Genomic DNA, 23,877 nt, shown 5'->3' with positions numbered 1-23,877 from the left:
CCAGCGGGCGCAGCAAGGTCGGCTAAACGGAACGTGTGAGGACGTGATGGCGGCGGAGGATGCCGTCCTAGGAGACGAGGACTGACCGTTCGGCCTATAACCGCCACCGAACGGTGAGATCTAGCTCCTGGGGAGGGAGATGGTCCTTGGCGAAGCCCAGCCGCCCCTCGTGCAGGAGCGCGTTCAGCTCCTCCTAGCTCTCCACCCGGACACGCGGGATAAAGACGCGTACGCGCACCAGCCCGACCTGGTTCTCGACCTGCCCCTTCTCCCAGCCCGAGGCCGTCGTGCAGGCGACCGGATCGACGAGGTAGTGCGAGCGCATCGTGGGCGTCGAACACCATCTCCTGGCTCTCGCGCGGATAGGCTCGCACGAACAGCATGCGCGAGTGGCACAGCCGGACGTGGGCGACCTTGACCGTGACGGTCGTGCCGCTGATCAGCACGATCTCGTGGCTCCAGTCGAACTGGTAGGCCTCGCCCGGGGCGAACGACAGCGGTACGAACGCCTGGGCCGTGACCGAGGCGCGCTCGCGCTTCCAGGTTTTGGCATAGCGCCGAACGGCATCGTAGCCGCCCTCGTAGCCGAGCCCGCGCAGCGCCTCGTAGATCCGGATCAGCGTCAGCCGCTCGCGGGCGGACCTGCCGGCGTTGGTGGTCAGCATCCGATCGAGATCGTCGCGCCACGGCCCGAGCTTGGGCAGCGGCTGCACCTCACGCTCGTAGGCGAAGGCGGTGGCTCCCGACCGGACGACCTTCCGGACCGTGTTGCGGGAGACGTGCAGGTCGCGGACGATGTCCTTGATCGCGCGGCCGCGGTTAAAGAACTCGCGCCGGATGCGCGCAATCGTGTCCACGCCCTTCATCCCCCTACACCACCCTCCGGTCGTACCGGAGGGCAGTCTGCGAGAACGAGGTTAGGGGGTCAGAATTGGACGCCGATCCCCCGCCTCACGGGGTCAAAGCTGCACGCCGAAACACAGATCTCAGCGACGCCCATGCCGACGAACTGCTTCTTCCAGCGGTAGAACGTCGGCTCGGACACACCCATCTTCCGGCAGACCTCGTCCACCGTGGCGCCATTCTCCGTCTGCCGCAGGGCGAAGGCGATCTGTTCGTTCGTGCAGCGTTTGCGAGGCATGGCATCCACCCTCATTCAGGGTTCAGGATGCCCGAAAAACTTGCGCTCAGCGCAGACTAGTTTGATGGGTCAGGGTGATTAGCTGGGTCAGGGTCAACCGATAAATCGGACGGTCGCGTTGGCAGCAGAGATCGGCCGCTTAACAAACCTATTGGTGCATCAGAGTTCAGCAGCCTGTCTCCATTGGACGCCTAGGAAATGCTGCAGCTAAAAGTTCTCCTTGAGAAGCTCGCTACGGCTAGAATGGAGCACCTTGGCAAAGGTACCTCCCATCAATACCCGAGCGCGCATCCATCCTTGCGCGGGTCGGAACCGGCGGCCCGCATTCCCGTGGCCGGGTCGATCCAGACGATCTGCCCACCGCCGATCGGGCCCGGGGCCGGAACCGTGACGTGGCCGCGCGCCGCCAGACCCTCGGCGAGACCGGGGGCGAAGCCGCCCTCCAGTTCGACGCCACCGCCATAGGCGAAGCTGCGTGGCGCATCGAGGGCCTCCTGCACGTCGAGGCCCCGGTCGATGATGCCGGTGAGGAGTTCGACGTGGCCCATGGCCTGATAGTGTCCGCCCATCACGCCAAAGGGGGCCACCACCGCACCGTTGCGCATCAGCATGCCGGGGATGATGGTGTGCATCGGGCGCTTGCGGGGCGCGATGGTGTTGGGGTGGCCTGGCTCGACCCGGAACGAGAAGCCACGATTGTGCAGCAGTACCCCGCTCTCCGGCGCGGTGATGCCGCTGCCGAAGCCCTGGAAGGTCGAGTTGATCAGCGAAATCGCGTTGCCGTCGCGGTCGACCACACAGAGGTAGACCGTGTCGGTGTGGCGGATCTCCGGCCACAGCACGGGCTCCTGCGCGCGGGCCATGTCGATGGCGCCGTGCGCTCGCGCCTGCCAGGCCTGGGAGAGCAGGTGCTCGACCGGGACCGCATTCACGACCGGATCGGCGAAGAGGGCGTCGCGGTGATGGTAGGCCTGCTTGCAGGCCTCGGCGAAGAGGTGGACCCGGTCGAGCTCGGACAGCGCTCCGACATCGAATGCCGAGAGCACGTTGAGCATCATCAGAGCGGCGAGGCCCTGGCCGCTTGGGGGGCACTCGTAGACGTCGTAGCCGCGATAGCGGGTCGAGATCGGGGTCACGTATTCTGGCGCGGCGCTCGCAAAATCCTCCAGCGTGTGCAGGCCGCCGCGTTCGCGTAAGGTGCGCACCATGTCCTCGGCCACCGGGCCATGGTAGAAGCCGGGGGCGCCGTGCTCGGCGATGCGCCGCAGGGTGGCGGCGAGCACGGGGTGGCGCATGAGGGTGCCGACCTTCGGCGCCTCGCCGTCGACGAGGTAGGCCGCGGCCGAGCCCGGATCGGCCCGCAGCTTGTCGCGGTTGCGCTCCCAGTCGTAGGCGACGCGCGGCTGCACCGGGTAGCCCTCCTCGGCGTAGCGGATCGCGGGTTGCAGGAGCTCGCTCAAGCTACGCGTGCCGTGGTCGGCGAGCAGTCGCGCCCAGGCCGCGACGGCCCCCGGCACCGTGACGGCGTGCGGCGAGGTCGCCTCGATGACAATGCCGTTCTCCACGTACCAGGCATCGTGCGCGGCCGCCGGGCTGCGGCCGGAGCCGTTCAGGGTGATGGGGATTGCGGTGCCCTTCGGTGCGTAGAGGGCGAAACAGTCGCCGCCGATGCCGGTCATGGCCGGCTCGACCACGCCCTGCACCGCCACCGCCGCGATGGCGGCGTCAACGGCGTTGCCGCCCGCCTTCAGGATCTCGATGGCCGCCAGCGAGGCGAGGGGATGCGAGGTCGCGACCGCGGCCTCGGCGGCATAGACCGGCGAGCGGCCCGGTTTCGAGAAGTCTCTCACGGCGTCGGGTCCTTGAATCGAATCCTGGAGGGTCAGGCGTAGCGGATGTCGGCGACCCAGTGGCCGGGGGCGACCTCGACCAAGCCGCCCGTGGCGTCCGGGTCGGCGGGGGGCAGGAGGGAGGCGGCGCCGAGGCGGGCGCGTTCCTCCACCGGGTTCGGCACCGGCACCGCGCTGAGGAGGCGCCGGGTGTAGGGGTGGCGCGGGTCTTCGTAGAGGGCGTCCGCCTCTGCGAGTTCGACCACGCGGCCGTGCCAGAGCACGGCGACACGCTGGCAGAGGTAACGGACCATGCGCAGGTCGTGGGAGATGAACAGGTACGAGATGCCGAGCTCGTCCTGCAGGTCCTGGAGCAGATTCACGACCTGAGCCTGGATCGAGACGTCCAGCGCCGCGATGGGCTCGTCGGCGACGATGAAGCTCGGCTTCAGCGCGATGGCGCGGGCGATGCAGATGCGCTGGCGCTGGCCGCCGGAGAACTGGTGCGGGTAGAGCCGGGCGAAGCGCGGATCGAGCCCGACCCGGGCGAGCAGGCCCTCGACCTCGTCGCGGCGCTCGGCCCGTGCCATGTCGTGTCGGTGCAGCTTGAAGGGCTCGGCTACGTAGTCGCCGATGCTCATCCGGGGGTTGAGGGCGGCGTAGGGGTCCTGGAACACCATCTGGATGCGGGCGCGCATCCGGCGCATCTCCCGGGCGGAGAGCTTGGCCAGATCCGTGCCCTCGAAGGCGACGGTGCCGGCGCTCGGCGGGTTCAGCATGGTCACGGCCCGGCCGATGGTGGACTTGCCCGAGCCGGACTCGCCGACCAGCCCCAGGGTCTCGCCGGGCCGGATGTCGAAGCTGACATCCTCCACCGCCCGGAACACCGAGCCCTTGCCGCCCCACCAGCTGCGCAAGGGGTAGTGCTTGCTGAGGTTGCGCACCGAGAGCAGCGGATAACGGTCTGCGGGTCCGGGCCTCATCGCGCGGCCTCCTCGGCGGCGAGCCGCGCCGGCAGGTCGTACCAGGCGGCCACGAGATGGCCCGGCGCGGCGCCGGGGGCCTGGATCAGGGGCGGCGTGTCGGTGAGGCAGCGCGGGGTGGCGTAGACGTTGCGCGCTGCGAAGGGATCGCCCGGCGGCGGATGGCGCATGTCGGGGGGGGCGCCCTCGATCTGGTGCAGGCGCCGGCGCCCGGCCCGGCCCCGGCTGAGATCGGGCAGCGAGCGCAGCAGCCCGAGGGTGTAGGCGCTGCGCGGATCGCGAAACATGTCGTCCACGGGGCCGCGCTCAAGGATGCGGCCGGCATACATGACCTGCACGGTGTCGGCGATGCCGGCCACCACCCCGAGGTCGTGGGTGATCCAGACGATCGCCATCCCGATCTCGCGCTTCAGCTCCTGCACCAGACCGATGATCTCGGCCTGCACCGTAACGTCGAGGGCGGTCGTGGCCTCGTCGGCGATGAGGAGTTTGGGGCGGCAGGACAGGCCGATGGCGATCATCACGCGCTGACGCTGGCCGCCGGAGAACTCGTGCGGGTACTGGTCGAGGCGCGCCCCGGCATGGGGGATGCGCACGAGGTCGAGGAGGTCCTTCGCGCGGGCGCGGGCCGCCCGTCCGTCGAGGCCGAGATGGATGCGCAGGGGTTCGACGATCTGCGCGCCCACCGTCATGCCGGGGTTGAGCGAGCTCATCGGGTCCTGGAACACGAACCCGATCTGTCCGCCCCGGATCTTTCGCAGTTCCTTTTCCGGCAGGCGCAAGAGGTCCCGGCCCTCGAACAGCACCTGGCCCCCGGTGATGCGGCCGGGCGGACGCGGGATCAGCCCTAGCATCGCCAGCACGTGCACGCTCTTGCCGGACCCGGATTCGCCCACGATGCCGAGGGTCTCACCCTCGCGGAGCGTGTAGGACACGCCGTTGACCGCGTGGACCACGCCGCCCTCGCTGTCGAAGGCGACGGCAAGGTCGCGGACATCGAGCAGGGTTACCCTGTCCTGCGCCATGCTCAGGTCCTCTGCCGGGGGTCGAGGGCGTCGCGCAGGCCGTCGCCGAGGAGGTTGAAAGCCAGCACCGCGAGGAAGATCGAGGCTCCGGGCCAGATCGCCATCCAGGGCGCCTGTTCGAGGAAATTCTTGGCGACGTTGAGCATCGAGCCCCAGGACGGTTCGGGCGGCTGCTGCCCGAGGCCGAGGAAGGACAGGCTGGCCTCGGCGATGATCGCGGCCGCGATGGTCAGCGTCGCCTGGACCAGGATGGCGGGCACGATGTTGGGCAGGATGTGGCGGATCGCGATGCGCCAGGGCGGGTTGCCGACCGCGCGCGCCGCCTCCACGAACTCCTCCGCCGCCACCGCCTGCACCTGCGCCCGGGTCAGGCGCACGAAGGTCGAAGTCGCCGAGAGGCCAATCGCCACCATGGCGTTGGTCAGGCTGGGGCCGAGGAAGGCAGCGAGCGCGATGGCGAGGATGAGGAACGGGATCGCCAGGAGCGCGTCGGTGAGGCGCATGATCAGCAGATCGACGATGCCGCCGGCATAGCCCGCGATCAGCCCGAACGGCAGGCCAAGAGCCACCGCGAGCGCGACCGAGGTCAGACCCGCGCCGAGGGAGGCGCGCGCGCCGAAGACAATGCGGGAGAGCACGTCGTGCCCGACCTCGTCGGTGCCGAAGGGGTGCGCCCAGCTCGGAGGTGAGCGGATCGCGCCCCAGTCCGTGGCGATGGGATCGTAGGGCGCGACCCAGTCGGCGAAGACCGCCATCAGGATCATCGCCACGACGATGACGAGGCCGACCATGGCGGTGCGGCGCGCAGTCAGGCGCGCCCAGAACGCGCGGATGGGGCCGGGCTCGGCACGAAGCGACGTTGCGGGCGGGAGCCCCGTACCGGATTCGATGACGCCCGGCTGGGTGATGCCGATGTTGCTCACGCGCGCCTCAGCTTCGGGTTGACGAAGGCGGCCAGCAGATCCGCTGCGAGGTTCAGCAGCACGTAGGTGGTGGCGGTGCAGATCACGACGCCCTGCACGGTGGCGTAGTCCCGGTTGAACACGGCATCGACCATCAGCTTGCCGAAGCCCGGCACCGAGAACACCTGCTCGGTGAGCACCGCGCCGGACAGGAGCTGCCCGAATTCGAGGGCGCCGAGGGTGATGATCGGGATCGCGGCGTTGGGCAGGGCGTGGCGCAGGATCAGGCGCAAGGGGGAGACGCCCTTGGCCCGGGCGGTGCGGACGTAGTCCGAGCCCAGCACGCCCAACATCGCCGCGCGGGTGTGGCGCATCATCACCGCCGCGATGGCGTTGCCAAGGACGAAGGCCGGCATCGCCATGGAACGCAGGTTCTCGGACAGGCTCTCGAAGGGCGAGACATAGCCGGAGGCCGGAAGCCAACCGAGCTGCACCGAGAAAAGCAGGATCATCAGGATGCCGAGCCAGAAGTTCGGCACCGACAGGCCCCACAGGGCGATGCCGTTGGCGATGGTGTCGGCGGCGGTGCCGCGCTTGACCGCCGACAGGATGCCCATGGGCACGCCGATGACGAGCGCCACCAGCATGGCCAGGCACGCGAGTTCGAGGGTGACGGGCAGCTTCTCGATGACGAGGTCGATGACCGGCTTCTGCAGGCGGATCGATTCGCCGAGATCGCCCTGAAGTACGCCGCCGGCCCAGAGGACGTAGCGCACGGGCAAGGGCTGATCGAGGTGGTACTTCTGCCGGATGAAGGCGATGACCTCTGGGTCGCGCTCCTCCCCCGACAGGGCGGTCGCCGTGTCGCCCGGCAGCAATTGCTGCAGGGTGAAGATGATCATCGAGGCGATCACCAGGGTGGGGATCGCGAGCGCGAGGCGCTGGACGAGGAAGCGCAGCATCGGCCGGGCCCCTGTTTCAGTTCAGCATGAGGCCAGTGAAGCGTACGAGGCCGTCGGGATAGGGCGTGAAGCCGCTGAGCTTCGTGCTGTAGGCCCAGAACAGCTTGCGGTGAAACAGGTAGATCAACGGCCGGTCGGCCATGACCCGGTCGGCGAGCGACTTCCAGGCCTCGGCGCGCTGGCTCAAGTCCACCGTGGCGCGCTCGGCGGCCAGCGCCGCATCCGCCTCCGGGTTGCAGTAGCGGGCATAGTTCAGCGGGGTCTTGCAGGCGAGGAAGCTGAAGGTGTTCCCGTCGGGGTCCGGGCGGCCGCTCCACGAATAGAGGTAGGCGTCGAAGTTGCCCTTGTCGGCGGCATCCAGCGCGGTGGTGAAGTCGGTAGCCTGGAGCTTCACGTCGAAGCCGGCCTCGCGGGTCATCGCCTGGATGACCTGTCCCACCTGTGGCGCCTCGTTGTTGGCGTAGACTGTCAGGGTGACACTCGGCTTCGGCACGCCGGCCTCCGCCAGCAGGGCCTTGGCCTTGGCGACATCCCGCTTCGGGAGCGGGTACTCCTTCACATAGGCCGGGTGCTTGGGCGAGACCCACTGGTTGCCGGGCAGGAACTCGCCGCTGAACACCACTTGGTTGAGGGCGTTGCGGTCGATGGCGAGATCGAAGGCGGCGCGTACGCGGGGGTCGGCCACGGCCGACCCGGCCCTGTTCGGGTTGAAGACGATCGACTGGAAGCCGAGCTCGATGGTCGATCCGACCTTAAGCTTCGGGTCGCGGGTCACCTGCGGCAGGTCGGTGGGGGTCAGGCGCTCCAGGAGTTCGAGCTGACCGGCGCGCAGGTTGGTCAACCGCACGGTACCGTCGGGGATCGGCCGGAACTCGATGCGCTTGAGGTGGATCTGATCCTTGTTCCAGTACTCGTCGAAGCGCTCGACCACGATCCGGTCCTGCGGTACCCGCTCCACGAACTTGAACGGTCCAGCGCAGACGGGAGCGGTGGAGAACTTGTCGCCCAGGCGCTCGGCAGCTTTGGGCGAGACCATCATCCCGGCGCGGTCCGTGAACTGCGCCATCAGGGGCGCGAACGGCGTCTTCAGGATGATCGTGAAGGTGAGGTCGTCCACCACCTCGACCCGGTCGATCGGCGCGATCTCGCCGCGCCTCTGCGAGCCGGGCAGCTTCAGATGCCGCTCGATGCTGTACTTCGCCGCCGCCGCGTCGAGCTTCTCGCCGTCATGGAACAGCACGCCCGGCCGCAGGGTCATGGTCAGGGTCTTCTGGTCCTCCGACAGGTTCCAGCTGGTGGCGAGCTGTGGCACTGGCTTCAGGTCGGGCCCGATATCCACGAGCTTGTCGCACATTGCGGCGAAGACCATGCGGCTGGTGAAGGTGCGCGCCAGCGTCGGGTCGAGGGCGTCCGGATCCTCCATCAGCCCGAAGCGCAGGGTCTGGGCCTGGACAGGAGACAGCGCGGCAATGCCCGCAACGAGGCCGGCAGCGAACAGACGCAGCATCGAGCTTCCTTCGGAAGTGAGATAGGTCCGGATCACAGACCCGCCGCACATGAGGACCGATCGGCGCGAACCGGGAAGATATTCGAAGGTGCATACATTATCCGTGCCAGCGGATGTTTGCTTGAGCGCGGTCGCTCACCACACCGCCACTTGTCCATCGCGGCGGGGATCGCTGGCGCCGACATAGCCCTCGGTGCCGGGGTCACCCATCCGCCAGATGAACTGGCCGGCGCCAAAATCCTGGTAGCTGTCCTCGATCACGTCGACCCGGTGGCCGCGCTCCACGAGGCCCTGCAGGGTCGCGGCCGGCATCGCCGCCTCGGCGTTGATCTCCAGGCCGGCGTTGAACCGCCAGCGCGGCGCGTCGCAGGCCGCCTGGGGGTTCTGACCGTGGTCGATCATCCGCACCAGGGTCTGCAAGTGGCCCTGGGGCTGCATGTTGCCGCCCATCACACCGAAGCTCATGACCGGAGCACCGTTCTGCGTGAGGAAGCCCGGGATGATGGTGTGGAAGGGCCGCTTGCCCGGCGCCACCACGTTAGGGCTCCGCTCATCCAGCACGAAGCCGTAGCCGCGGTTCTGCAGGGACAGGCCCCATTCGGGCACAACCACGCCGGAGCCGAAGCCCATGAAGTTCGACTGGATGAAGCTGACCATCATGCCGGATTCATCGGCGGCGGTGAGGTAGATGGTGCCGCCCCGGACCGGGTTGCCGGCGCCGAATTCCTGGGCACGGCGCGGGTCGATCAGCTTCGCACGTGCCGCCAGATAGGCCGGATCGAGCATCGCCTCCGGGGTCACCTCCATGGTACGCGCATCGGAGACGTAGCGGTAAGTGTCGGCGAAGGCGAGCTTCATCGCCTCGATCTGAAGGTGCTGCGCCTCCGGCCCGTCCGGGGATAGGCCGGCGAGGTCGAAGGATTCGAGCATGCCGAGGGCGACCTGAGCGGCGATGCCCTGCCCGTTCGGAGGGATCTCGTGGAGGGTGTAGCCCCGGTAGTCTTTGGCTGTCGGCGTCACCCATTCGGGCCGGAAGGCAGACAGGTCCGCCACCGTCATGGCGCCCCCGTGATTGGCGGCGTGGGAAGCCATGGCCTCTGCGATCTCGCCCTCGTAGAAGGCGCGCCCCTTCGTCTCGGCGATGGCCCTCAACGCACGAGAGATGCCTGGTAGGACGACGCGCTCGCCCACATGCGGAGCGCGGCCGTGGGGCAGGAAGGTCTCGGCGAAGCCGGGCTGGCGCACGAGATCCGCGACCCGGGCGGCGGCCGCCCACTTTTGCTGCACCACGACCGGCGCGAGGTAGCCGCGCTCGGCAATCGCGATGGCGGGCTGAAGGAGATCGGCGAAGGGCAGCCTTCCGAAGCGTTCGCTCAAAGTGACCCAGGCCGCGACGGCGCCCGGCACCGTGACGGAATCCCAGCCGCGCATCGGCGGCCGTTCGGCCGCGCCGTATTTTCGAATGAAGTAGTCGGGAGTCCAGGCGGCGGGCGCCCCACCGGAGGCGTTGAGCCCGTGGAGTTGCTTGCCGTCCCATAGGATGCAGAAGGCGTCCGAGCCGAGGCCGTTGCTGCAGGGCTCGGTGATGGTCTTGGCCGCCGCCGTGGCGATGGCGGCGTCCACCGCATTGCCGCCCTGCCACAGCATGCGGATGCCGGCCTGGGCCGCGAGCGCGTGCGAGGTCGAAACCATGTTGCGGCCGAAAATCGGCATCCGCACGGTGGGGTAGCCTGTGGTCCAGTCGAAGGGCGTCATCGAATCGGAGTTCCTCACCTGGGGAAGAATGAGCAGACCCGATACCGCGCAAGCATGACGCGCGCCGAGCCTCCGGTGAAGGCGCTAAATTCATCCTCGGAGTCAGTGGTGCATTTCGGAATTCGAATGCCAACCCGATCTCGACCCACACCGGCTTGTGGTCATGTACGAGACCGCGGCGACCACCGCCAATCGCCCAGCGTTATGGACGCGCAATATGAGCCGAACGCCGCCTTAAAGAGGTGAACGACGATGGTCGAAACCGAGACATTGTCTTTCGACCCACACAGGCACTGCCTGTCAGAAAAAACCGCTCCATTCGCGCTGCCGATATCGCAAGGCAAATGCGCGCTCTTCTCAGCGGATAACTACATTTTTGAACGATGGCTCCTGCGTACGGCTGCGGCCTCTCCATCGCAATCACGTCTGGAGCTTCGATTTTGTGCAGGGCCAGACCCATGACGGGTGAAGCCTACGTATCCTGACGCTGATCGAAGAGCACAGTCGCACCTGCCTGGCGCTAAAAGGTCGCGAGGCGCATCAACAATCTGGGTGTGATCGAGGCGCTGGCCGATGCGATGTGCCTGCATGGCATCCCCAACAACATCCGCTGCGACAACGGCCCTGAGATGATCTCGAAGGCTTTGCGGAAATGGGTCGCCAAAACCGCCCCGTAAATCCAGTATATTGCACCAGGATCGCCGTGGGAGAATGGCTATTGTGAGAGCTTCAATGACAAGCTGAAGGACGAGTGCCTACGCCAAGAGATCTTCTACTCTTGCAAGGAGGCACAGACTGTGATTGGGATCTGGCCGAATACCTACAACCGCGTTCGACCGCATTCGTCCTTGGGCTACCGGCCGCCCGCGCCTGTCACCTTCCCGGATCTGGCCTTCCGGCTACCCATGGCCGCCACCATGCAGTAGCCTCTCAACCGGCTCGGTCTAAAATAACGGTCAGGTCAATATGAGGGAGTAGACAAAGAAACAATTGCACTAGGGACTTACTACCGCGGGCGTGTCATTATGATATTGCCAAACAACTTTCATAAATTTGCTATTTTATACTAATCACTAATGAGAGTTCTTCAGAAATACCTGACGTTGCTTAGGAGTATATGTTCGCCCGCATTTAGGAATGGGACGGACGGGAGGCTCCTAACGGAGATGCAAAATCTTAGTTTCGATAGCCTCATCGCATTGCAACAGGAACACCGCTGTAGATAGATGTTTGTGCCTTTCGCTTGGTCGCCACCGTCGAACAGTTCGTTCAGGCCAGCGGTCTCATTCACGCCGAGGCTAATGACCTTCACCCCGATGCTGCGGTCCTTGAGATCGAGGATCCAGTTGCGGGCGATGTGGTGCAGAGATGATCTGGTCGCCGAAAAGACGTTTATGGTGGACGTGTCCGAAATACAGGTGATTCACCGAGGGAGGATGGCCGAACCGCCATCCTGTCAGCATTGATGGAGCCTTCCTGACAGTAAAGTGAGCGTCATTCCCGTCGGTGTCGAAGATGCGCTAATCGTGGTCCTCGGTTATAGCGCCGAGTGGCATCATCTCGCCACCGCCGACATTGGCAAAGACAATGTCGATTTGTGCATGGTGGTCCGTTGTTTACAAACTACAGTATACCTAGCTACGCTTGAATGGGCTCCTAAAGAACTTGAGACAGGAATTGCCGTGTGCGCGGATCGACGGCGGACGAGAACAGGGTCTCGGGTGACCCGTGCTCGACGATGACGCCGTGATCGGTGAAGTAGACGTGGTCGGCGACTTCGCGGGCAAAGTTCATCTCGTGGGTGACGAGGAGGCAGGTCATGCCCTCCTCTGCCAGCTCGCGGATGGTGACCAAGACCTCCTTGACCGTCTCGGGATCGAGGGCGGCGGTGACCTCGTCGAACAGCATGACCTTAGGCCGCATCGCGAGCGAGCGGGCTATGGCCACGCGCTGCTGCTGCCCGCCCGACATCTCGCCGGGATAGGCGGCCTCCTTGCCGGCAAGGCGCACCTTGGCGAGGAGCGCCCGTGCCCGGACCTCGACCTCCCGCTTGTCCTGGCCGAGCACGTGGATGGGCGCCATCATGACGTTCTGCAGCGCCGTCCTATGCGGGAACAGGTTATACTGCTGGAACACCATGCCGACCTTGCGGCGCAAAGCGAGCTTGTCGAGTTTTGGGTCCGCCACTTCGATCCCGTCGACCCGGATGGTGCCGGAGGTGACCGGAACGAGGGCGTTGATGCAGCGGATCAGCGTTGACTTGCCCGAGCCGGACGGCCCGATGATGCAGACGACCTCACCCCGGCGCACATCGAAGCTGATGCCCTTGAGAACCTCGGCTTCGCCGAAGGACTTGTGCACGTCGCGCAGCTGGATGATCGGCTCATCGGCGGTCGGGACCTTCAGCATGGGGGACGCACCATAGGGAACACTGGTCTCACGCCGTCTCGAAGCGCCGCTCCAGGCGCGCGGTCAGCCGGTCGATCGGGTAGCAGTAGAGGAAGAAGCACAGCAGGGCGAAGCCGTAGAGGGGCGCGAACAGCTCGGGCCGCCCGCCTTCGGCGGCGTGAACCTGCGCCGTCAGCGTCAGCATCTCGGTGACGCCGACGATGGAGGCCTGGACGGTGGCCATGGCGATCAGGGCGTAGACGTTCATCCAGGGCGGCAGCATCCGCTTGAGGCATTGGGGCAGGATGATGCGAAACAGTGTCTGGCGCCGGGTGAAGGCCAGGGATTCGGCCGCCTCCCACTGGGTGGCCGGCACCGAGCGCACGGCGCCACGCACGATCTCGGCGACGTTGGCCATCACCGGCAGCGCGAACCCCACCGTCGCCTTGACCCAGTCGGGCAGTGGCACGCGCAGGCCGAACACCGTGACTTGGAACGGCACGAGGAACATCACGAAGAACAGCAGCCCCAGCCAGGGCACGTTGCGGAAGACCTGCGTCACGCCCCAGGCGATGCGGCGCAGGACCGGGCCCTCGCTCACGAGGGCGAGCCCCAGCCCGAGACCCGCCCCCGTGCCGAGGAGCATCGCCACGAGCGAGATCGCGACGTTGAAGGCAAAGCCCGTCAGCAGCAGCGGCGCCCAGCGCAAAACGACCTGGAGCGGCGACAAAACCGCGTCGGGCCCTTGTGCGAAGGCCGGCACCACGAGGATGAGGCCGGCGAGCCACGCCCCGAGGAGCCACCCCTGAGCCGGGCGGAGGGCGAACCGGGTCCGCGTGCGCGAAACCCGGAACGGCAGCAGGACCGGCAGGTCGCTGGCGGTCGGCGGTGGCGCCTTCATCGGCTGTAGCCCGGGATCCGCAGGGCCCGCTCCCAGCGATGCATGATCCAGACGAGGATGCCGACGAGGACCGCGTAGGTCGCCAGCAGGACGATCATCATCTCGAGCACGTTCTGCGATTCCGACCAGATCTGCTTCACAGCGTAGAGCGTCTCGGGCACCGCGATGGCATAGGCCAGGGTGGTGGTCTTCAGGAGGTTGATGAGATTGTTGTTGAGGGCCGGCAGACAGACGCGGAGCGCCAGCGGCAGGACAATGTAGAGGTAGGCCTTCAGGCGGGTATAGCCGAGGGCCTCGGCCGCCTCGATGGTGGTGCGCGGCACCGCCTCGATGCCGGAGCGAAAGATTTCGACGTTGAAGGCTCCGGCGAACAGCGCCAGCGAGACGATGGCCCATTGCACGTTGTCGAGGATCGGCACGCGCAGGCCGTCTGCGGTCTGGGCAGCCGGCAGCAGGGTGCCGAGCCCGAAGTAGAAGAAGAAGATCTGCACCAGCGGCGGCGTGTTGCGGAACACCACAACGAAGCCGTTGACGAGTCCGCGCAGGAACCGCGACGGGCCGCCCTGGAGCAGGGCCCCCACGGCGCCGATGACGAGACTCGCCAGGATTGTCGTCACCGCCAGCAGCAGGGTCGTCTTCAGACCATTGACGTAGCGGTCCCAGTCGTAGGGATCATAGAAGACGGTGAAGTTGAAGCCCGTGGTGTCGTAAAGGGTCCGGAACCAGTTCGGAACGGCGTCCATCATGTTCCTCAAGACAGCCGGTCGATCGACCCGGCGCGGCTCGGAGTGCCTCACGAAACTCCCGACCGCGGCCGGTTCTCACCCTGAACCCTACCGCGCGGCGGGAGTTTCGTAAGAGACACTCAGTTGGTCGCGTTCTTGTACTTCTCGTGCATCGCCTTCGAGTATTCCGTCGGCTCGATGCCCCACTTCTTCTCTCCCTCGACGATGAATCCGGATTTCATCCAGTCCTTGGTCGTCGTCTCCAACATGGTCTGCAGGGAGCCGTTGCCGGGCGCCACCGCCATCATCCAGGGGGCGTCGAGGATGCCCTTCAGCGGCAGGGCGTAATCCGCCTTCCAGTCGGCGTCGAGGAGCTTCCCCTGCAGCATGCTCTGATCGTAGACGTAGCCGAGGCAGTTGCCCTGCTTGAGCGCGAAGAGCGGCTTCTCGGAACCGTCGAAGGCGACGATCTCCGCGCCGTAGGTACGGGCCACGTCCTTGTTGTACCAGGCGCCGGAGGTGGCGCAGAGGGGCTTGCCCTTCAGCTGCGCCCAGTCGGTGATGCCCGCCTTCTTGGGCAGCATCACGTTGACGAAGTCGGAGTAGTATTGCGGGTCGATGGCCTGCACCACGCGGCGGCGCTCCGGCTTGTCCGAGAGCGTGGCGATGAGGAGGTCGACCTTGCCCTGCTGCAGGAACTCGATCCGGTTGGAGGAGACCACCGGCACGAGTTCGAGCTTCACGCCGAGGCGCTTGGCGACATCGGCCGCGAGGTCCGGTTCCAGCCCGATGATCGCTCCGCTCGGATCGCGGAAGCCGAAGGGGCGGTAATCCGCCTTCACACCGACGATGAGCGTCCCGCGCTGCTTGATCGCTTCGATCCCATCCGCAGCCGTGGCTAGGGACGCAGAGAGCAGTGTGGCCGCCGCGAGGAGGCCGGAGCCGAGAAACGCCCGAGTCGGCTTGCGCATGAAACGACACCTGTGCTTGGGACATCCGGGTCGACCGGATACGAGATCCGGGCGCGACGGTCGCTCTTCAGAGAGACTGCCTTGTCCGGTTCGACCGCGTCAAGCAATCGGCAGGCCATCACTGTGGCGTTCAGCCGAACCGCGCGAGCGAATACGGGGCGAGATCGATGCGTCCGCTGGCCTGAACCATCTCGTTTGCCACGGCCTCGCCGATCCCGGCCGAGTGCTTGAAGCCGTGCCCTGAGCAGGCGGAGACGAGGAGGATCCGGTCCATCCGCGGGTGGCGGTCGATGATGAAGCCGCGGTCGGGGGTCACGGTGTAGAGGCAGGCGGCGGCCTTGGTCACCCGCGCCGTCGCGCCGGCGAGGCGGCCCGCCACGTGGTGCCGATGCATGGCGGCGGACTCCTCGGGGCTCACGGCACGGTCGAGGGTCTCGGCCCGCGTGGAGGTCTCGTACTGCTCGGTGGCCACCTTGACCTCGGCCTCCCCCGGCAGGGGCGGGAAGCCGTAGAGGTAGTCCGTTTCGCCGGAACCGTGCATCCAGATGAAGACCGGCGTCTCGGGGCCATAGGCCGAGGCGTCGTCGAGGGCGTACCAGTGGAGGAGCTGGCGGTTGACCGTGAGCAGGTCCGTGAAGGGGGCGCCGAGAAGGGACGCGGTCCAAGCTCCTGCCGAGACCACCACCTGATCGGCCAGGACGACGCCGCAATCGGTTTCGATCCGGACTCCGCCCGGCTCCTGGAGGATCGACAGCACCGTCGTCCCGGTGCGGATCACGGCGCCGAGTTCGCCAGCGCGCCGCAGTTGGGCGGCGATGCAGCGTTCGGGTCGCACGTAGCCGCCGCCCGGCTCGTAATAGGCCTTCTCGTCGCCGCCGAGGTTCAGGAATTGCGGGAAGCGTCGCGCGACCTCGCGTCCGTCGAGGACCTCGTGCGGAATCGCGAAGGCCCGCGCGGCATCGATCGAGCGCCCGACGAAATCTGGCTTGCCGTGATGGGAGGTGACACCGCTGCCCGGCCCCATCACCAGAGCGCCGCAGGCCGTGAGCAGCGTCTCCCCGGTTTCCGCCTCCAGGGTTCGCCAGATCCGGTGAGAGGCCAGGACGAAGGGGACGTAGTCGCGGCCCTCGCCGACGGCCTGCCGGGTGATGCGACTCTCGCCGTGACTCGACCCCAGGGCATGCGGCGGGGCGAAGCGGTCGAGGCCGACTGCTTTCGCGCCCCGCAGCCCCAGTTGATAGAGGGCCGCGCTGCCCATGGCGCCGAGGCCGACAACGGCGATGTCAAAACGGTCTTCCATTGCAGGATGCGCTCCGGTCCGCACTCAAAACGCTCTGTGTTTCGCTCGAGGGCAAATTGGTTGCCAGGCAATGCGCTTGGCCGCCCCGGCGACAAGGCCTGCGCCGTCAAGCTCGTGGGCTTCATCGAGGCGCAGATGCGGTTGCGGCCATTGCAAGGCCATCACTCAAGCAACTCATCCCCGCCCCTCCGCTGTTGGTGGGCAGCGGTGATTTTCTTCATGAGGTGGATCAAGGTCGCTTGCTCCGTCTCCGAGAGGGCTTCGAGCGTAGCGTCGTGGGCCTCTCGCACGACCGCCTCCATCCGGCCCAGCAAGGCATGGCCAGCCTGGGTCAGGCGGCAATGTTGTGAACGTCGGTCTGTCAGCGAAGCCGAGCGTTCGACGAATCCGCGAGCTTCCAGGCGTTTGAGGGCGCCGGTCGTCGTCGTGCGGTCTAAGGCAACCGAATTGGCCAAGGTCGTCTGATCGGCTTCGCTGCGTTCTGCCAGCAGAGAGAGCAAGCTATACTGCAGCGGAGTGATACGGAAAGCGCCACAACGCTCCGAAAAGAGGCCGACGTGGATCTGATGGAGGCGCCGGATTAGAAATCCCGGCCGCTCCGGCAAAAGCCAAGGCGCTCCCCGGGTCTGACGTGCCTCCAGTAACGGCGCCACGTCTGTTTCGACCAGCCCCATCTCGTCCATCTGCATCCCGTCTCCCGATCTCGATCCAAGCCCCGGACGCGTCATGGCACGTACCATGCTTACCCTGATATACGAAGCATACTTCGCATTTCCCGGTCGCGTCTGTGCGAGGCAAGACGAAGGCCGACGCGAGACGATGGAGGAGACGACATGGACAGTGGTCGATACGACACGCTGCTGCGCGGCGGACGGGTCATCTGCCCGGTTTCCGGCATCGACGGCATCAAGGACGTCGCCATCCGTGACGGCCGGATCGCCGCCGTCGAGGACCACATCGTCCCCTCCTCTTCAACCGAGGTGGTGAACGTCCAGGGCAAGCTGGTCCTGCCGGGGATGATCGACACGCACGGCCACGTCTACCAATACGTCACCGGCCGGTTCGGCCTGCCGCCGGACATGGTCGGCGTGCGCTCGGGGGTGACGACGGTCATCGACCAGGGCGGCGCGTCCTGCATGACCCTGCCGGGCTTTCGCCACTTCGTCTCCGAGAAGGCCGAGACCCGGATCTACGCGTTCCTTTCCGCCTATCTGGTCGGCGGCCTCGAAGGGCACTTCTATCCGAACCTCTACAGCCCGGACGGAGTCGACATCGACGCCACGGTGAAGTCTGCGGTGGAGAACCGCGACCTCGTGCGCGGCATCAAGGGGCATGCCGAGATCGGGGGCTTCGCCCGCTGGGGCATCAAAGTGATGGAGATGGCGGCCGAGATCAGCCGCCGGGCCGAGCTGCCCCTCTACGTGCATTTCGGCCAGCTCTGGGGCCTGCCCGAGAGCGGTGCCAATGGCGAGGACGCCAACACCATTATGGAGCGGGTGATCCCCCTGCTGCGCCCCGGGGATTTCCTCGCCCACCCGTTCACGCGTCATCCGGGCGGCTTCATCAACGAGGAGGGCGTGGTCCACCCGATCATCCGGGCGGCGATGGATGCGGGCCTCCGGGTCGATGTCGGGCATGGCAGCCACTTCTCCTATCGGGTCGCCCGCGCCTCCCTGCCGGCGGGCGTCGTGCCCTACACGCTGGGCGCCGACATGCACGGCTACAACACTGAGGTGCCGCGGCCGGCGGGCACGCCCGACGAGCACCACGACGACGAGAATCACCCCTTCCTCGGCCAGGCCCGCTTCAGCCTGACCCAGGCCATGAGTTCGATGATGGCGTTGGGCCTCAGCCTCGAACAGGTCGTCCCCATGGTGACGAAGCATCCGGCGGAGATGCTAGGCCTGTCCGACCGGATCGGCGCCCTGACGCCGGGCTTCGCCGCCGACGTCTCGGTGCTGCACGACCATCGCGGCCGATTCCTGCTGCGCGACAACGAAGACACGCAGGTCATCGCCCAGCGCCTGCTGCAGCCGGCCTTCTGCCTGCGCGCTGGCAAGCGCTTCGACGCCGACTCGCCGATCCTGCCCAGCGCTATCGCGGCTTGACCCCGGCACTCAAGGAGACGACCGCATGAGGGCCGATCCGTCCCCGCTGCCGCCCGACCCTCGGCACGACTGGTCGCGCCTCGACCGGGCAGTGCGCGATGCCGCCTACGACAACAACGCGGCGGTGCCTGATGCCGCCGCCCAGGCCGCTGCGCGGAACGCGGCCTCCGTCGCCTACCGCGCCGCGCATCCGGGCGCCCTCGACATCCCCTATGCGCCGGCGCCGCGCACGGCCCTCGACCTCTATCCGGCGAAAAACCCGGCGGCGCCCTGCCTCGTCTTCATTCATGGCGGCTATTGGCAGCGCAATTCCCGCGACCTGTTCGCCTGCTTCGCCGAAGGTCCCGCCGCCGCCGGCTGGTCCGTGGCGATGCCCGGCCACACCCTCGCCCCCGAGGCGAGCCTCACCCGGATCGTCGATGAGATCGGTTTATGCCTCGACTGGCTGGCAGAGCACGGGCCTGCGCACGGCATTGCCGGTCCCTTGGTGATCGCCGGCTGGTCGGCGGGGGCGCATCTCGCGGCGATGCAGCTCCATCATCCGGCCGTTGTGGCGGGGCTCGCGATTTCGGGCGTCTACGAACTCGGACCCATCCGCGACACCGGGCTGAACCAGGCCCTTTCCCTTACCGACGCGGAGGTCGCGGCCTTGTCGCCGCTGCGCCTGCCGGTAGTGGGGAAACCCCTGGCCATTGCCTATGGCAGCGCCGAGCGCCCGGCCCTCGTCCACGACGCCCGTGACTTCCACGCCCTGCGTAGCGCCCACCACGCGCCGGGGCCGCTCCTTCCCGTCGCGGGGGCCGAACACTTCTCCATCTTGAACGAACTGCGTCGTCCCAGCGGCGTGCTCATGCGCGCCGCCATCGATCTCATCGACGGGAGAGAAGCATGAGCGACGCTAAAGGCTTCACCGAAGGCGTCGGCGCCCGCCTGCCCCGCAAGGAGGACGACCGCCTGATGCGCGGGCGCGGACAGTATGTCGGTGACCTGCGCCTGCCCGGCCTGCAGGACGTCGCCTTCGTCCGCAGCCCCCTGGCCCATGGCCGCATCCGGGCGATCCACGTACCGGATGCGTTTCGCGGGCAGGTGTTCACCGCGGCCGACCTCGCGGACGTGCAGCCGATCCGGGCCGTTTCGGGGCTCGCCGGCTTCAAGGTCTCCGAGCAGCCGATTCTCGCCAAGGACAAGGTCCGGCAGGTCGGCGAATTGCTGGCGATCTGCCTCGCGCCGACGCGGGCGCAAGCCGAGGACATCGCCGCCGCCATCGTCCTCGACCTCGAAGAGCTTCCGGCCGTGCACGACATGCTGGCCGCCCGCGAGCCCGACTCCCCTCTGGTCCACGAGCATTGGGGCGACAACGTCTTTCTTGAAACCCTGGTCGATGTGAACTTCGCCTCGGCGCTGGATGCCCCGATCAAGGTCTCGCGCACCATCTCCACGGGTCGCCAGTGCATGGCGCCCATCGAGGGGCGGGGAACGGTGGTCCATCTCGACCACCGCATGGATCAGCTCGTGGTCCACACGGCGAGCCAGATGCCCCACATCGTGCGCAACGGCCTCTCCGAATGCCTTGGGATCGAGCAGGGGCGCCTGCGCATCGTCTCGCCCGATGTCGGTGGCGGTTTCGGCTACAAGGCGATCCTACTCGCTGAGGATGTCTGCCTCGCATGGCTGGCGCTGCGGGTCGGCCATCCCGTGCGCTGGCTCGAGGACCGGCGCGAGCACCTCACCGCCAACGCCAATTGCCGCGAGCACCATTACCGCATCACCGCCTATGCGGAGCGGGACGGCACCCTCCGGGGTATCGATTGCGAGGCCACCGTCGATTCCGGGGCCTACTCGGCCTACCCGTTCTCCGCCTGCCTGGAGGCCGCGCAGGTGGCGAGCATCCTGCCCGGCCCCTACGACTTCCCGGCCTATCGCTGTCGGACTTGGTCGGTCGCCACCAACAAGTGCCCGATCCTGCCCTATCGCGGGGTGGCCAGGACCGGCGTGTGCTTCGCCATGGAACTGATCCTCGACGCGGTGGCGGCCGAGGCGGGCATCGAGCCCTGGACAATGCGCGAGAAGAACCTCGTGCGGGCCGAGCAGATGCCCTTCGACAACATCACCGCCAAGCATTTCGACAGCGGCGACTACCCGCAGGCGCTGAGACGCGCCCTGAAGGCCATCGATGTCGACGCCATACGGGCGCGCCAGCGGACACCGGAGCCCGACGGGCGCCGTATCGGCCTCGGGCTCTCGATCTATTGCGAGCAGGCGGCGCACGGCACCTCGGTCTATTCGGGCTGGGGCATCCCCATGGTGCCGGGCCACGAACAGGCGGGCGCCCGGCTCACTCCCGATGGCGGGCTCGAGCTCCGGATCGGCGCCCATTCCCACGGGCAGGGCCTCGAGACGACCCTCGCGCAGGTGGCGCACGAGATCCTCGGCGTGCCGGTGGCCCGCACGCGCCTCGTCCACGGCGACACTGCCATGACGCCTTATTCTACCGGCTCCTGGGGCTCGCGCGTGATGGTGATGGCCGGCGGCGCCGTGGCGGCAGCCTGTCGCGAACTAGCAGACCGGGCGCTCCGCATCGGGGCACATCTCCTCCAGGCCGACCCGGCCGCTTGCCGTTTCGAGGCGGGCCGCGTCGTCGGTCCCTCGGGCGATGTCGGCCTCGCGCAGATCGCCCACACCTGGTACCGGCGTCCGCAGGATTTGAGCCTGGACGTCAATCCGGGCGGCCTCGAAGTCACCGCCGGTTACAAGCCGCAACGCGATTCCGGCACCTTTTCGTACGCGGCCCATGCGGCCCTTGTCGCCGTGGACCCCGATCTCGGGGCGGTGGAAATTCTCGACTACGTCATCGTCGAGGATGGCGGCACCCTGGTGAACCCGCTGGTGGTGGACGGCCAGATCTATGGCGGCCTCGCGCAGGGAATCGGCACGGCCCTCTACGAGGAGATGCGCTTCGATTCCCGGGGCCAGCCGCTGGCCTCCACCTTCGCCGATTACCTTCTGCCTGGGCCGGCGGAGGTGCCCGAACCCCGCATCGACCACATGGAGACCCCCTCCCCCTACACGCAGTTCGGCGTGAAGGGGATCGGCGAGGGCGGGGCCATCGCGCCCCCGGCCGCGCTCGCCAACGCCATCAATGACGCCCTGCGCCCGCTGGGTGTCGCCATGCTGCATTCGCCGGTCAGCCAGCATCGGATCGTCGAGGCCGTCTTGGAGGCTCGTGCTGCGGCCACTGCCCACAGCCGGGAGGCCGCATGAAACCCGCCCACTTCGCCTATGAGCGCCCCGACGCCCTGCCCGCCCTGCTTGCTCGGCTCGCCACCGCCGATCGCAGCGTGAAGCTGATGGCCGGAGGGCAGTCCCTCGGACCGATGCTGAACCTGCGCCTCGTGGAGCCGGATCTCGTCCTCGACATCACGGGCATCCCCGAGCTGCGCCGGGCGTCCGTTGAAGGTGAGACCCTGGTGCTCGGTGCCTGCGTCACCCACGCGGATATCGAGGACGGGCGCGTTCCCGACCTCACCGGCGGCGCCATGGCGCGGGTGGCGATGGCCATCGCCTACCGGCCGGTGCGCAATCGCGGCACCATCGGCGGCTCCCTCGTCCATGCCGATCCGGCCGCCGATTGGGTCACGTCGCTGATCGCGCTCGGCGCTGAAGTCGAACTGGCTTCGACATCCGGACGCCGCCGGCTAGCCCTGGAGGACTTCGTCACAGGCGCCCTCGACGTAGCCTTGGCGCCCGGCGAAATGCTGGTCGCCGTGCGGATTCCCGCCCTCCCTCCCGGCACCGCCTGGGGCTACGTCAAGCATTGCTCCAAGATCGGCGAGTTCGCCCACGCCATCGGGGCCGTGCGGATCGAGCCTCACGCCGGGCGCGGCCGCGTGGTGATCGGGGCCATCGAGCGTGCGCCCCTCGTGATCCCAGACGCATCCGACCTGTTCGGCGGCCGGATCGGCACCGACTTCGCCGACCGGTTCGACGCCCGAGCGGCCGATGCGCTCCTGCGAGAGGCCGGGATGTCCGACGCCGTCGACCGCCACGTCCACGTCACCGTTCTGGGCCGCGCCATCGCGCAGGCGGCTGCCGCGCCACCCTCCCTCACACGCACAGTCGGCGAGGCCGCATGAGCACCGCATCGGTCGCCCTCCGCGACGAGAGCTCGCCCCTAGACGTCACCGTCAACGGCCGGGCGCGGAGCCTTCGGGCCGAGCCGCGCACGCATCTCGGCGACGTGCTGCGCGACACCCTTGATCTCACCGGAACCCATCTCGGCTGCGAGCACGGAATCTGCGGCGCCTGCACGGTCCTCCTCGACGGTGAGCCGGCGCGGGCCTGTCTGACCTTCTCCGGCGCCTGCGCGGGCGCCGAGGTGACCACCATCGAAGGACTCGACGACGACCCGGTCGCCGGTGAGTTGCGGGCGGCGTTCAACCGCGAGCACGCCCTTCAGTGCGGCTACTGCACGCCCGGCATGCTCATCGCCGCCCGCGACCTCGTCCTGCGCCTGCCGGACGCCGACGAGCGCCGCATCCGCGCCGGCCTCTCGGGCAACCTGTGCCGCTGCACCGGCTATGTCGGCATCGTCCGGGCGGTGCGCGGCGTCATCGCCGAGCGCCGCGCCCGCGGCATCGCTCCGATGACCGGCGGACAGCGCAGCCTCGGTCCCGTCGGCGCACGCCTCGGCACGCCGTCCGGCCCCGCATCGGAGGCGGCTCGCACGCCCCTGCGGCCCGTCGCGCCGGCCGAAGCCGTGCCGCACATCGCCGATCTCGACGGCGACTTCGTGCCCGCCCACCGCTTCGAGCAGGCCTTCACCGTAGCGCACCCGCCCGACACCGTCTTCGCCCTGTTCGGCGACGTGGAGGCCGTGGCTGCCTGCCTGCCCGGTGCCATGCTGACGGGCCAGCCGACCCCGGATGCCGTCGAGGGCGCGCTGCAAGTGCGGATCGGACCCATCGCTGCGCGCTTTCGCGGCCGTGCCCGGATCTTTCGCGATGAGGTGGCCCGTACGGGACGCATTCTCGGCGCGGGCAGCGACGCGGGTGGCCGCTCCGCCACCCAGGGGGAGATCCGCTACCGCGTTGGATCGGGCGAGGCCCCCGGTATGGCCCGGATCGATCTCGCCGTCGGCTACACCCTCAAAGGACCGTTGGCGCAGTTCGGGCGGCCGGGGCTCGTGCGCGACCTCGCCGGACGACTCGGGGCCGAGTTCGCCGCGAACCTGGAAGCCCGGCTCTCCGGTGCGCCGGCCCCGGCCGCCGCAGGCCTCAACCCCCTGCGCCTGCTCCTCACGATGCTGACGACCTCCCTGCGCCGACGCCTCGCCGCATGGGGCCGCCGTCCCTGACCGTCGCCTCCTCCCCGCGATTCTGCC

Annotated in this window: 18 protein-coding genes and 3 pseudogenes; 6 read left to right on the top strand and 15 right to left on the bottom strand. The window is 67.6% G+C overall.

All coding sequences use genetic code 11. The features are described from left to right. Positions 1 to 109: 109 nt before the first annotated feature. The 9 genes and pseudogenes from MKK51_RS01670 to MKK51_RS01630 form a co-directional block, all read right to left on the bottom strand. Positions 110 to 866 (bottom strand): annotated as a pseudogene (locus MKK51_RS01670) (IS21 family transposase); the annotation flags it as partial. A gap of 116 nt (positions 867 to 982) precedes the next feature. Then, positions 983 to 1,141: pseudogene (locus MKK51_RS01665) on the bottom strand (transposase); the annotation flags it as partial. 272 nt (positions 1,142 to 1,413) lie between these two features. Next, complete coding sequence (locus MKK51_RS01660; RefSeq protein WP_243974581.1) at positions 1,414 to 2,991, bottom strand: gamma-glutamyltransferase family protein; 1,578 nt, start codon at positions 2,989 to 2,991, stop codon at positions 1,414 to 1,416. A 32-nt stretch (positions 2,992 to 3,023) separates the two neighbouring features. Next, on the bottom strand, positions 3,024 to 3,953 hold the full coding sequence (locus MKK51_RS01655) for an ABC transporter ATP-binding protein (protein ID WP_243974580.1): 930 nt from the start codon (positions 3,951 to 3,953) through the stop codon (positions 3,024 to 3,026). Continuing rightward, a complete protein-coding gene (locus MKK51_RS01650) occupies positions 3,950 to 4,978 on the bottom strand; it encodes an ABC transporter ATP-binding protein (RefSeq protein ID WP_243974578.1) in 1,029 nt (342 codons plus the stop codon). Before MKK51_RS01650 ends, MKK51_RS01655 begins: the two co-directional genes overlap by 4 nt. Before the next feature lie 2 nt (positions 4,979 to 4,980). Continuing rightward, the gene (locus tag MKK51_RS01645) at positions 4,981 to 5,811 is read right to left on the bottom strand and encodes an ABC transporter permease (RefSeq protein WP_243974585.1); all 831 of its coding nucleotides are present in this window, start codon (positions 5,809 to 5,811) and stop codon (positions 4,981 to 4,983) included. Between the two features lie 86 nt (positions 5,812 to 5,897). After that, the gene (locus MKK51_RS01640; protein WP_243974575.1) at positions 5,898 to 6,842 is read right to left on the bottom strand and encodes an ABC transporter permease; all 945 of its coding nucleotides are present in this window, start codon (positions 6,840 to 6,842) and stop codon (positions 5,898 to 5,900) included. A gap of 16 nt (positions 6,843 to 6,858) precedes the next feature. Continuing rightward, entirely contained in the window at positions 6,859 to 8,349 is a 1,491-nt protein-coding gene (locus tag MKK51_RS01635; protein WP_243974573.1) for an ABC transporter substrate-binding protein, read from the bottom strand. 135 nt (positions 8,350 to 8,484) lie between these two features. Further along, complete coding sequence (locus MKK51_RS01630; RefSeq protein WP_243974572.1) at positions 8,485 to 10,104, bottom strand: gamma-glutamyltransferase family protein; 1,620 nt, start codon at positions 10,102 to 10,104, stop codon at positions 8,485 to 8,487. Between the two features lie 370 nt (positions 10,105 to 10,474). On the opposite strand from MKK51_RS01630, the pseudogene MKK51_RS01625 reads away from it, so the two are divergent. Continuing rightward, positions 10,475 to 11,030 (top strand): annotated as a pseudogene (locus MKK51_RS01625) (integrase core domain-containing protein); the annotation flags it as partial. Between the two features lie 730 nt (positions 11,031 to 11,760). Here the strand turns inward: MKK51_RS01625 and MKK51_RS01620 are convergent. The 6 genes from MKK51_RS01620 to MKK51_RS01595 form a co-directional block, all read right to left on the bottom strand. Then, positions 11,761 to 12,513: an amino acid ABC transporter ATP-binding protein gene (locus tag MKK51_RS01620; RefSeq protein WP_279600915.1), complete on the bottom strand. Its 753-nt coding sequence runs from the start codon at positions 12,511 to 12,513 to the stop codon at positions 11,761 to 11,763. A gap of 28 nt (positions 12,514 to 12,541) precedes the next feature. After that, on the bottom strand, positions 12,542 to 13,393 hold the full coding sequence (locus MKK51_RS01615; RefSeq protein WP_243974571.1) for an amino acid ABC transporter permease: 852 nt from the start codon (positions 13,391 to 13,393) through the stop codon (positions 12,542 to 12,544). Further along, a complete protein-coding gene (locus MKK51_RS01610; RefSeq protein WP_243974583.1) occupies positions 13,390 to 14,136 on the bottom strand; it encodes an amino acid ABC transporter permease in 747 nt (248 codons plus the stop codon). Before MKK51_RS01610 ends, MKK51_RS01615 begins: the two co-directional genes overlap by 4 nt. Before the next feature lie 122 nt (positions 14,137 to 14,258). Next, entirely contained in the window at positions 14,259 to 15,089 is an 831-nt protein-coding gene (locus tag MKK51_RS01605; RefSeq protein WP_243974570.1) for a transporter substrate-binding domain-containing protein, read from the bottom strand. Between the two features lie 130 nt (positions 15,090 to 15,219). Beyond that, entirely contained in the window at positions 15,220 to 16,389 is a 1,170-nt protein-coding gene (gene solA, locus MKK51_RS01600) for an N-methyl-L-tryptophan oxidase (RefSeq protein ID WP_243974569.1), read from the bottom strand. A gap of 161 nt (positions 16,390 to 16,550) precedes the next feature. After that, entirely contained in the window at positions 16,551 to 17,072 is a 522-nt protein-coding gene (locus MKK51_RS01595) for a MarR family winged helix-turn-helix transcriptional regulator (RefSeq protein WP_243974582.1), read from the bottom strand. Between the two features lie 150 nt (positions 17,073 to 17,222). Between MKK51_RS01595 and MKK51_RS01590 the strand changes: the two genes are divergently transcribed. From MKK51_RS01590 to MKK51_RS01570, 5 genes are read left to right on the top strand one after another with little or no spacing between them, the layout of a single operon-like run. Next, positions 17,223 to 18,497 (top strand): amidohydrolase/deacetylase family metallohydrolase, encoded by a 1,275-nt coding sequence (locus tag MKK51_RS01590; RefSeq protein ID WP_243974568.1) that lies wholly within the window; start codon positions 17,223 to 17,225, stop codon positions 18,495 to 18,497. A gap of 25 nt (positions 18,498 to 18,522) precedes the next feature. Next, on the top strand, positions 18,523 to 19,389 hold the full coding sequence (locus MKK51_RS01585; RefSeq protein ID WP_243974567.1) for an alpha/beta hydrolase: 867 nt from the start codon (positions 18,523 to 18,525) through the stop codon (positions 19,387 to 19,389). Then, positions 19,386 to 21,758, top strand: coding sequence for a xanthine dehydrogenase family protein molybdopterin-binding subunit (locus MKK51_RS01580; RefSeq protein ID WP_243974566.1), 2,373 nt, complete (start codon positions 19,386 to 19,388; stop codon positions 21,756 to 21,758). Before MKK51_RS01585 ends, MKK51_RS01580 begins: the two co-directional genes overlap by 4 nt. After that, positions 21,755 to 22,630 (top strand): FAD binding domain-containing protein, encoded by an 876-nt coding sequence (locus tag MKK51_RS01575; RefSeq protein ID WP_243974564.1) that lies wholly within the window; start codon positions 21,755 to 21,757, stop codon positions 22,628 to 22,630. Before MKK51_RS01580 ends, MKK51_RS01575 begins: the two co-directional genes overlap by 4 nt. Beyond that, on the top strand, positions 22,627 to 23,850 hold the full coding sequence (locus MKK51_RS01570) for a xanthine dehydrogenase family Fe-S subunit (protein WP_243974562.1): 1,224 nt from the start codon (positions 22,627 to 22,629) through the stop codon (positions 23,848 to 23,850). The genes MKK51_RS01575 and MKK51_RS01570 overlap by 4 nt, the downstream gene beginning before the upstream one ends. The last annotated feature ends 27 nt before the right edge of the window (positions 23,851 to 23,877 follow it).

The organism is Methylobacterium sp. E-045 (genome assembly GCF_022829685.1).
GTDB lineage: Bacteria > Pseudomonadota > Alphaproteobacteria > Rhizobiales > Beijerinckiaceae > Methylobacterium.
This window is presented reverse-complemented; position numbering and strand designations above follow the sequence as displayed.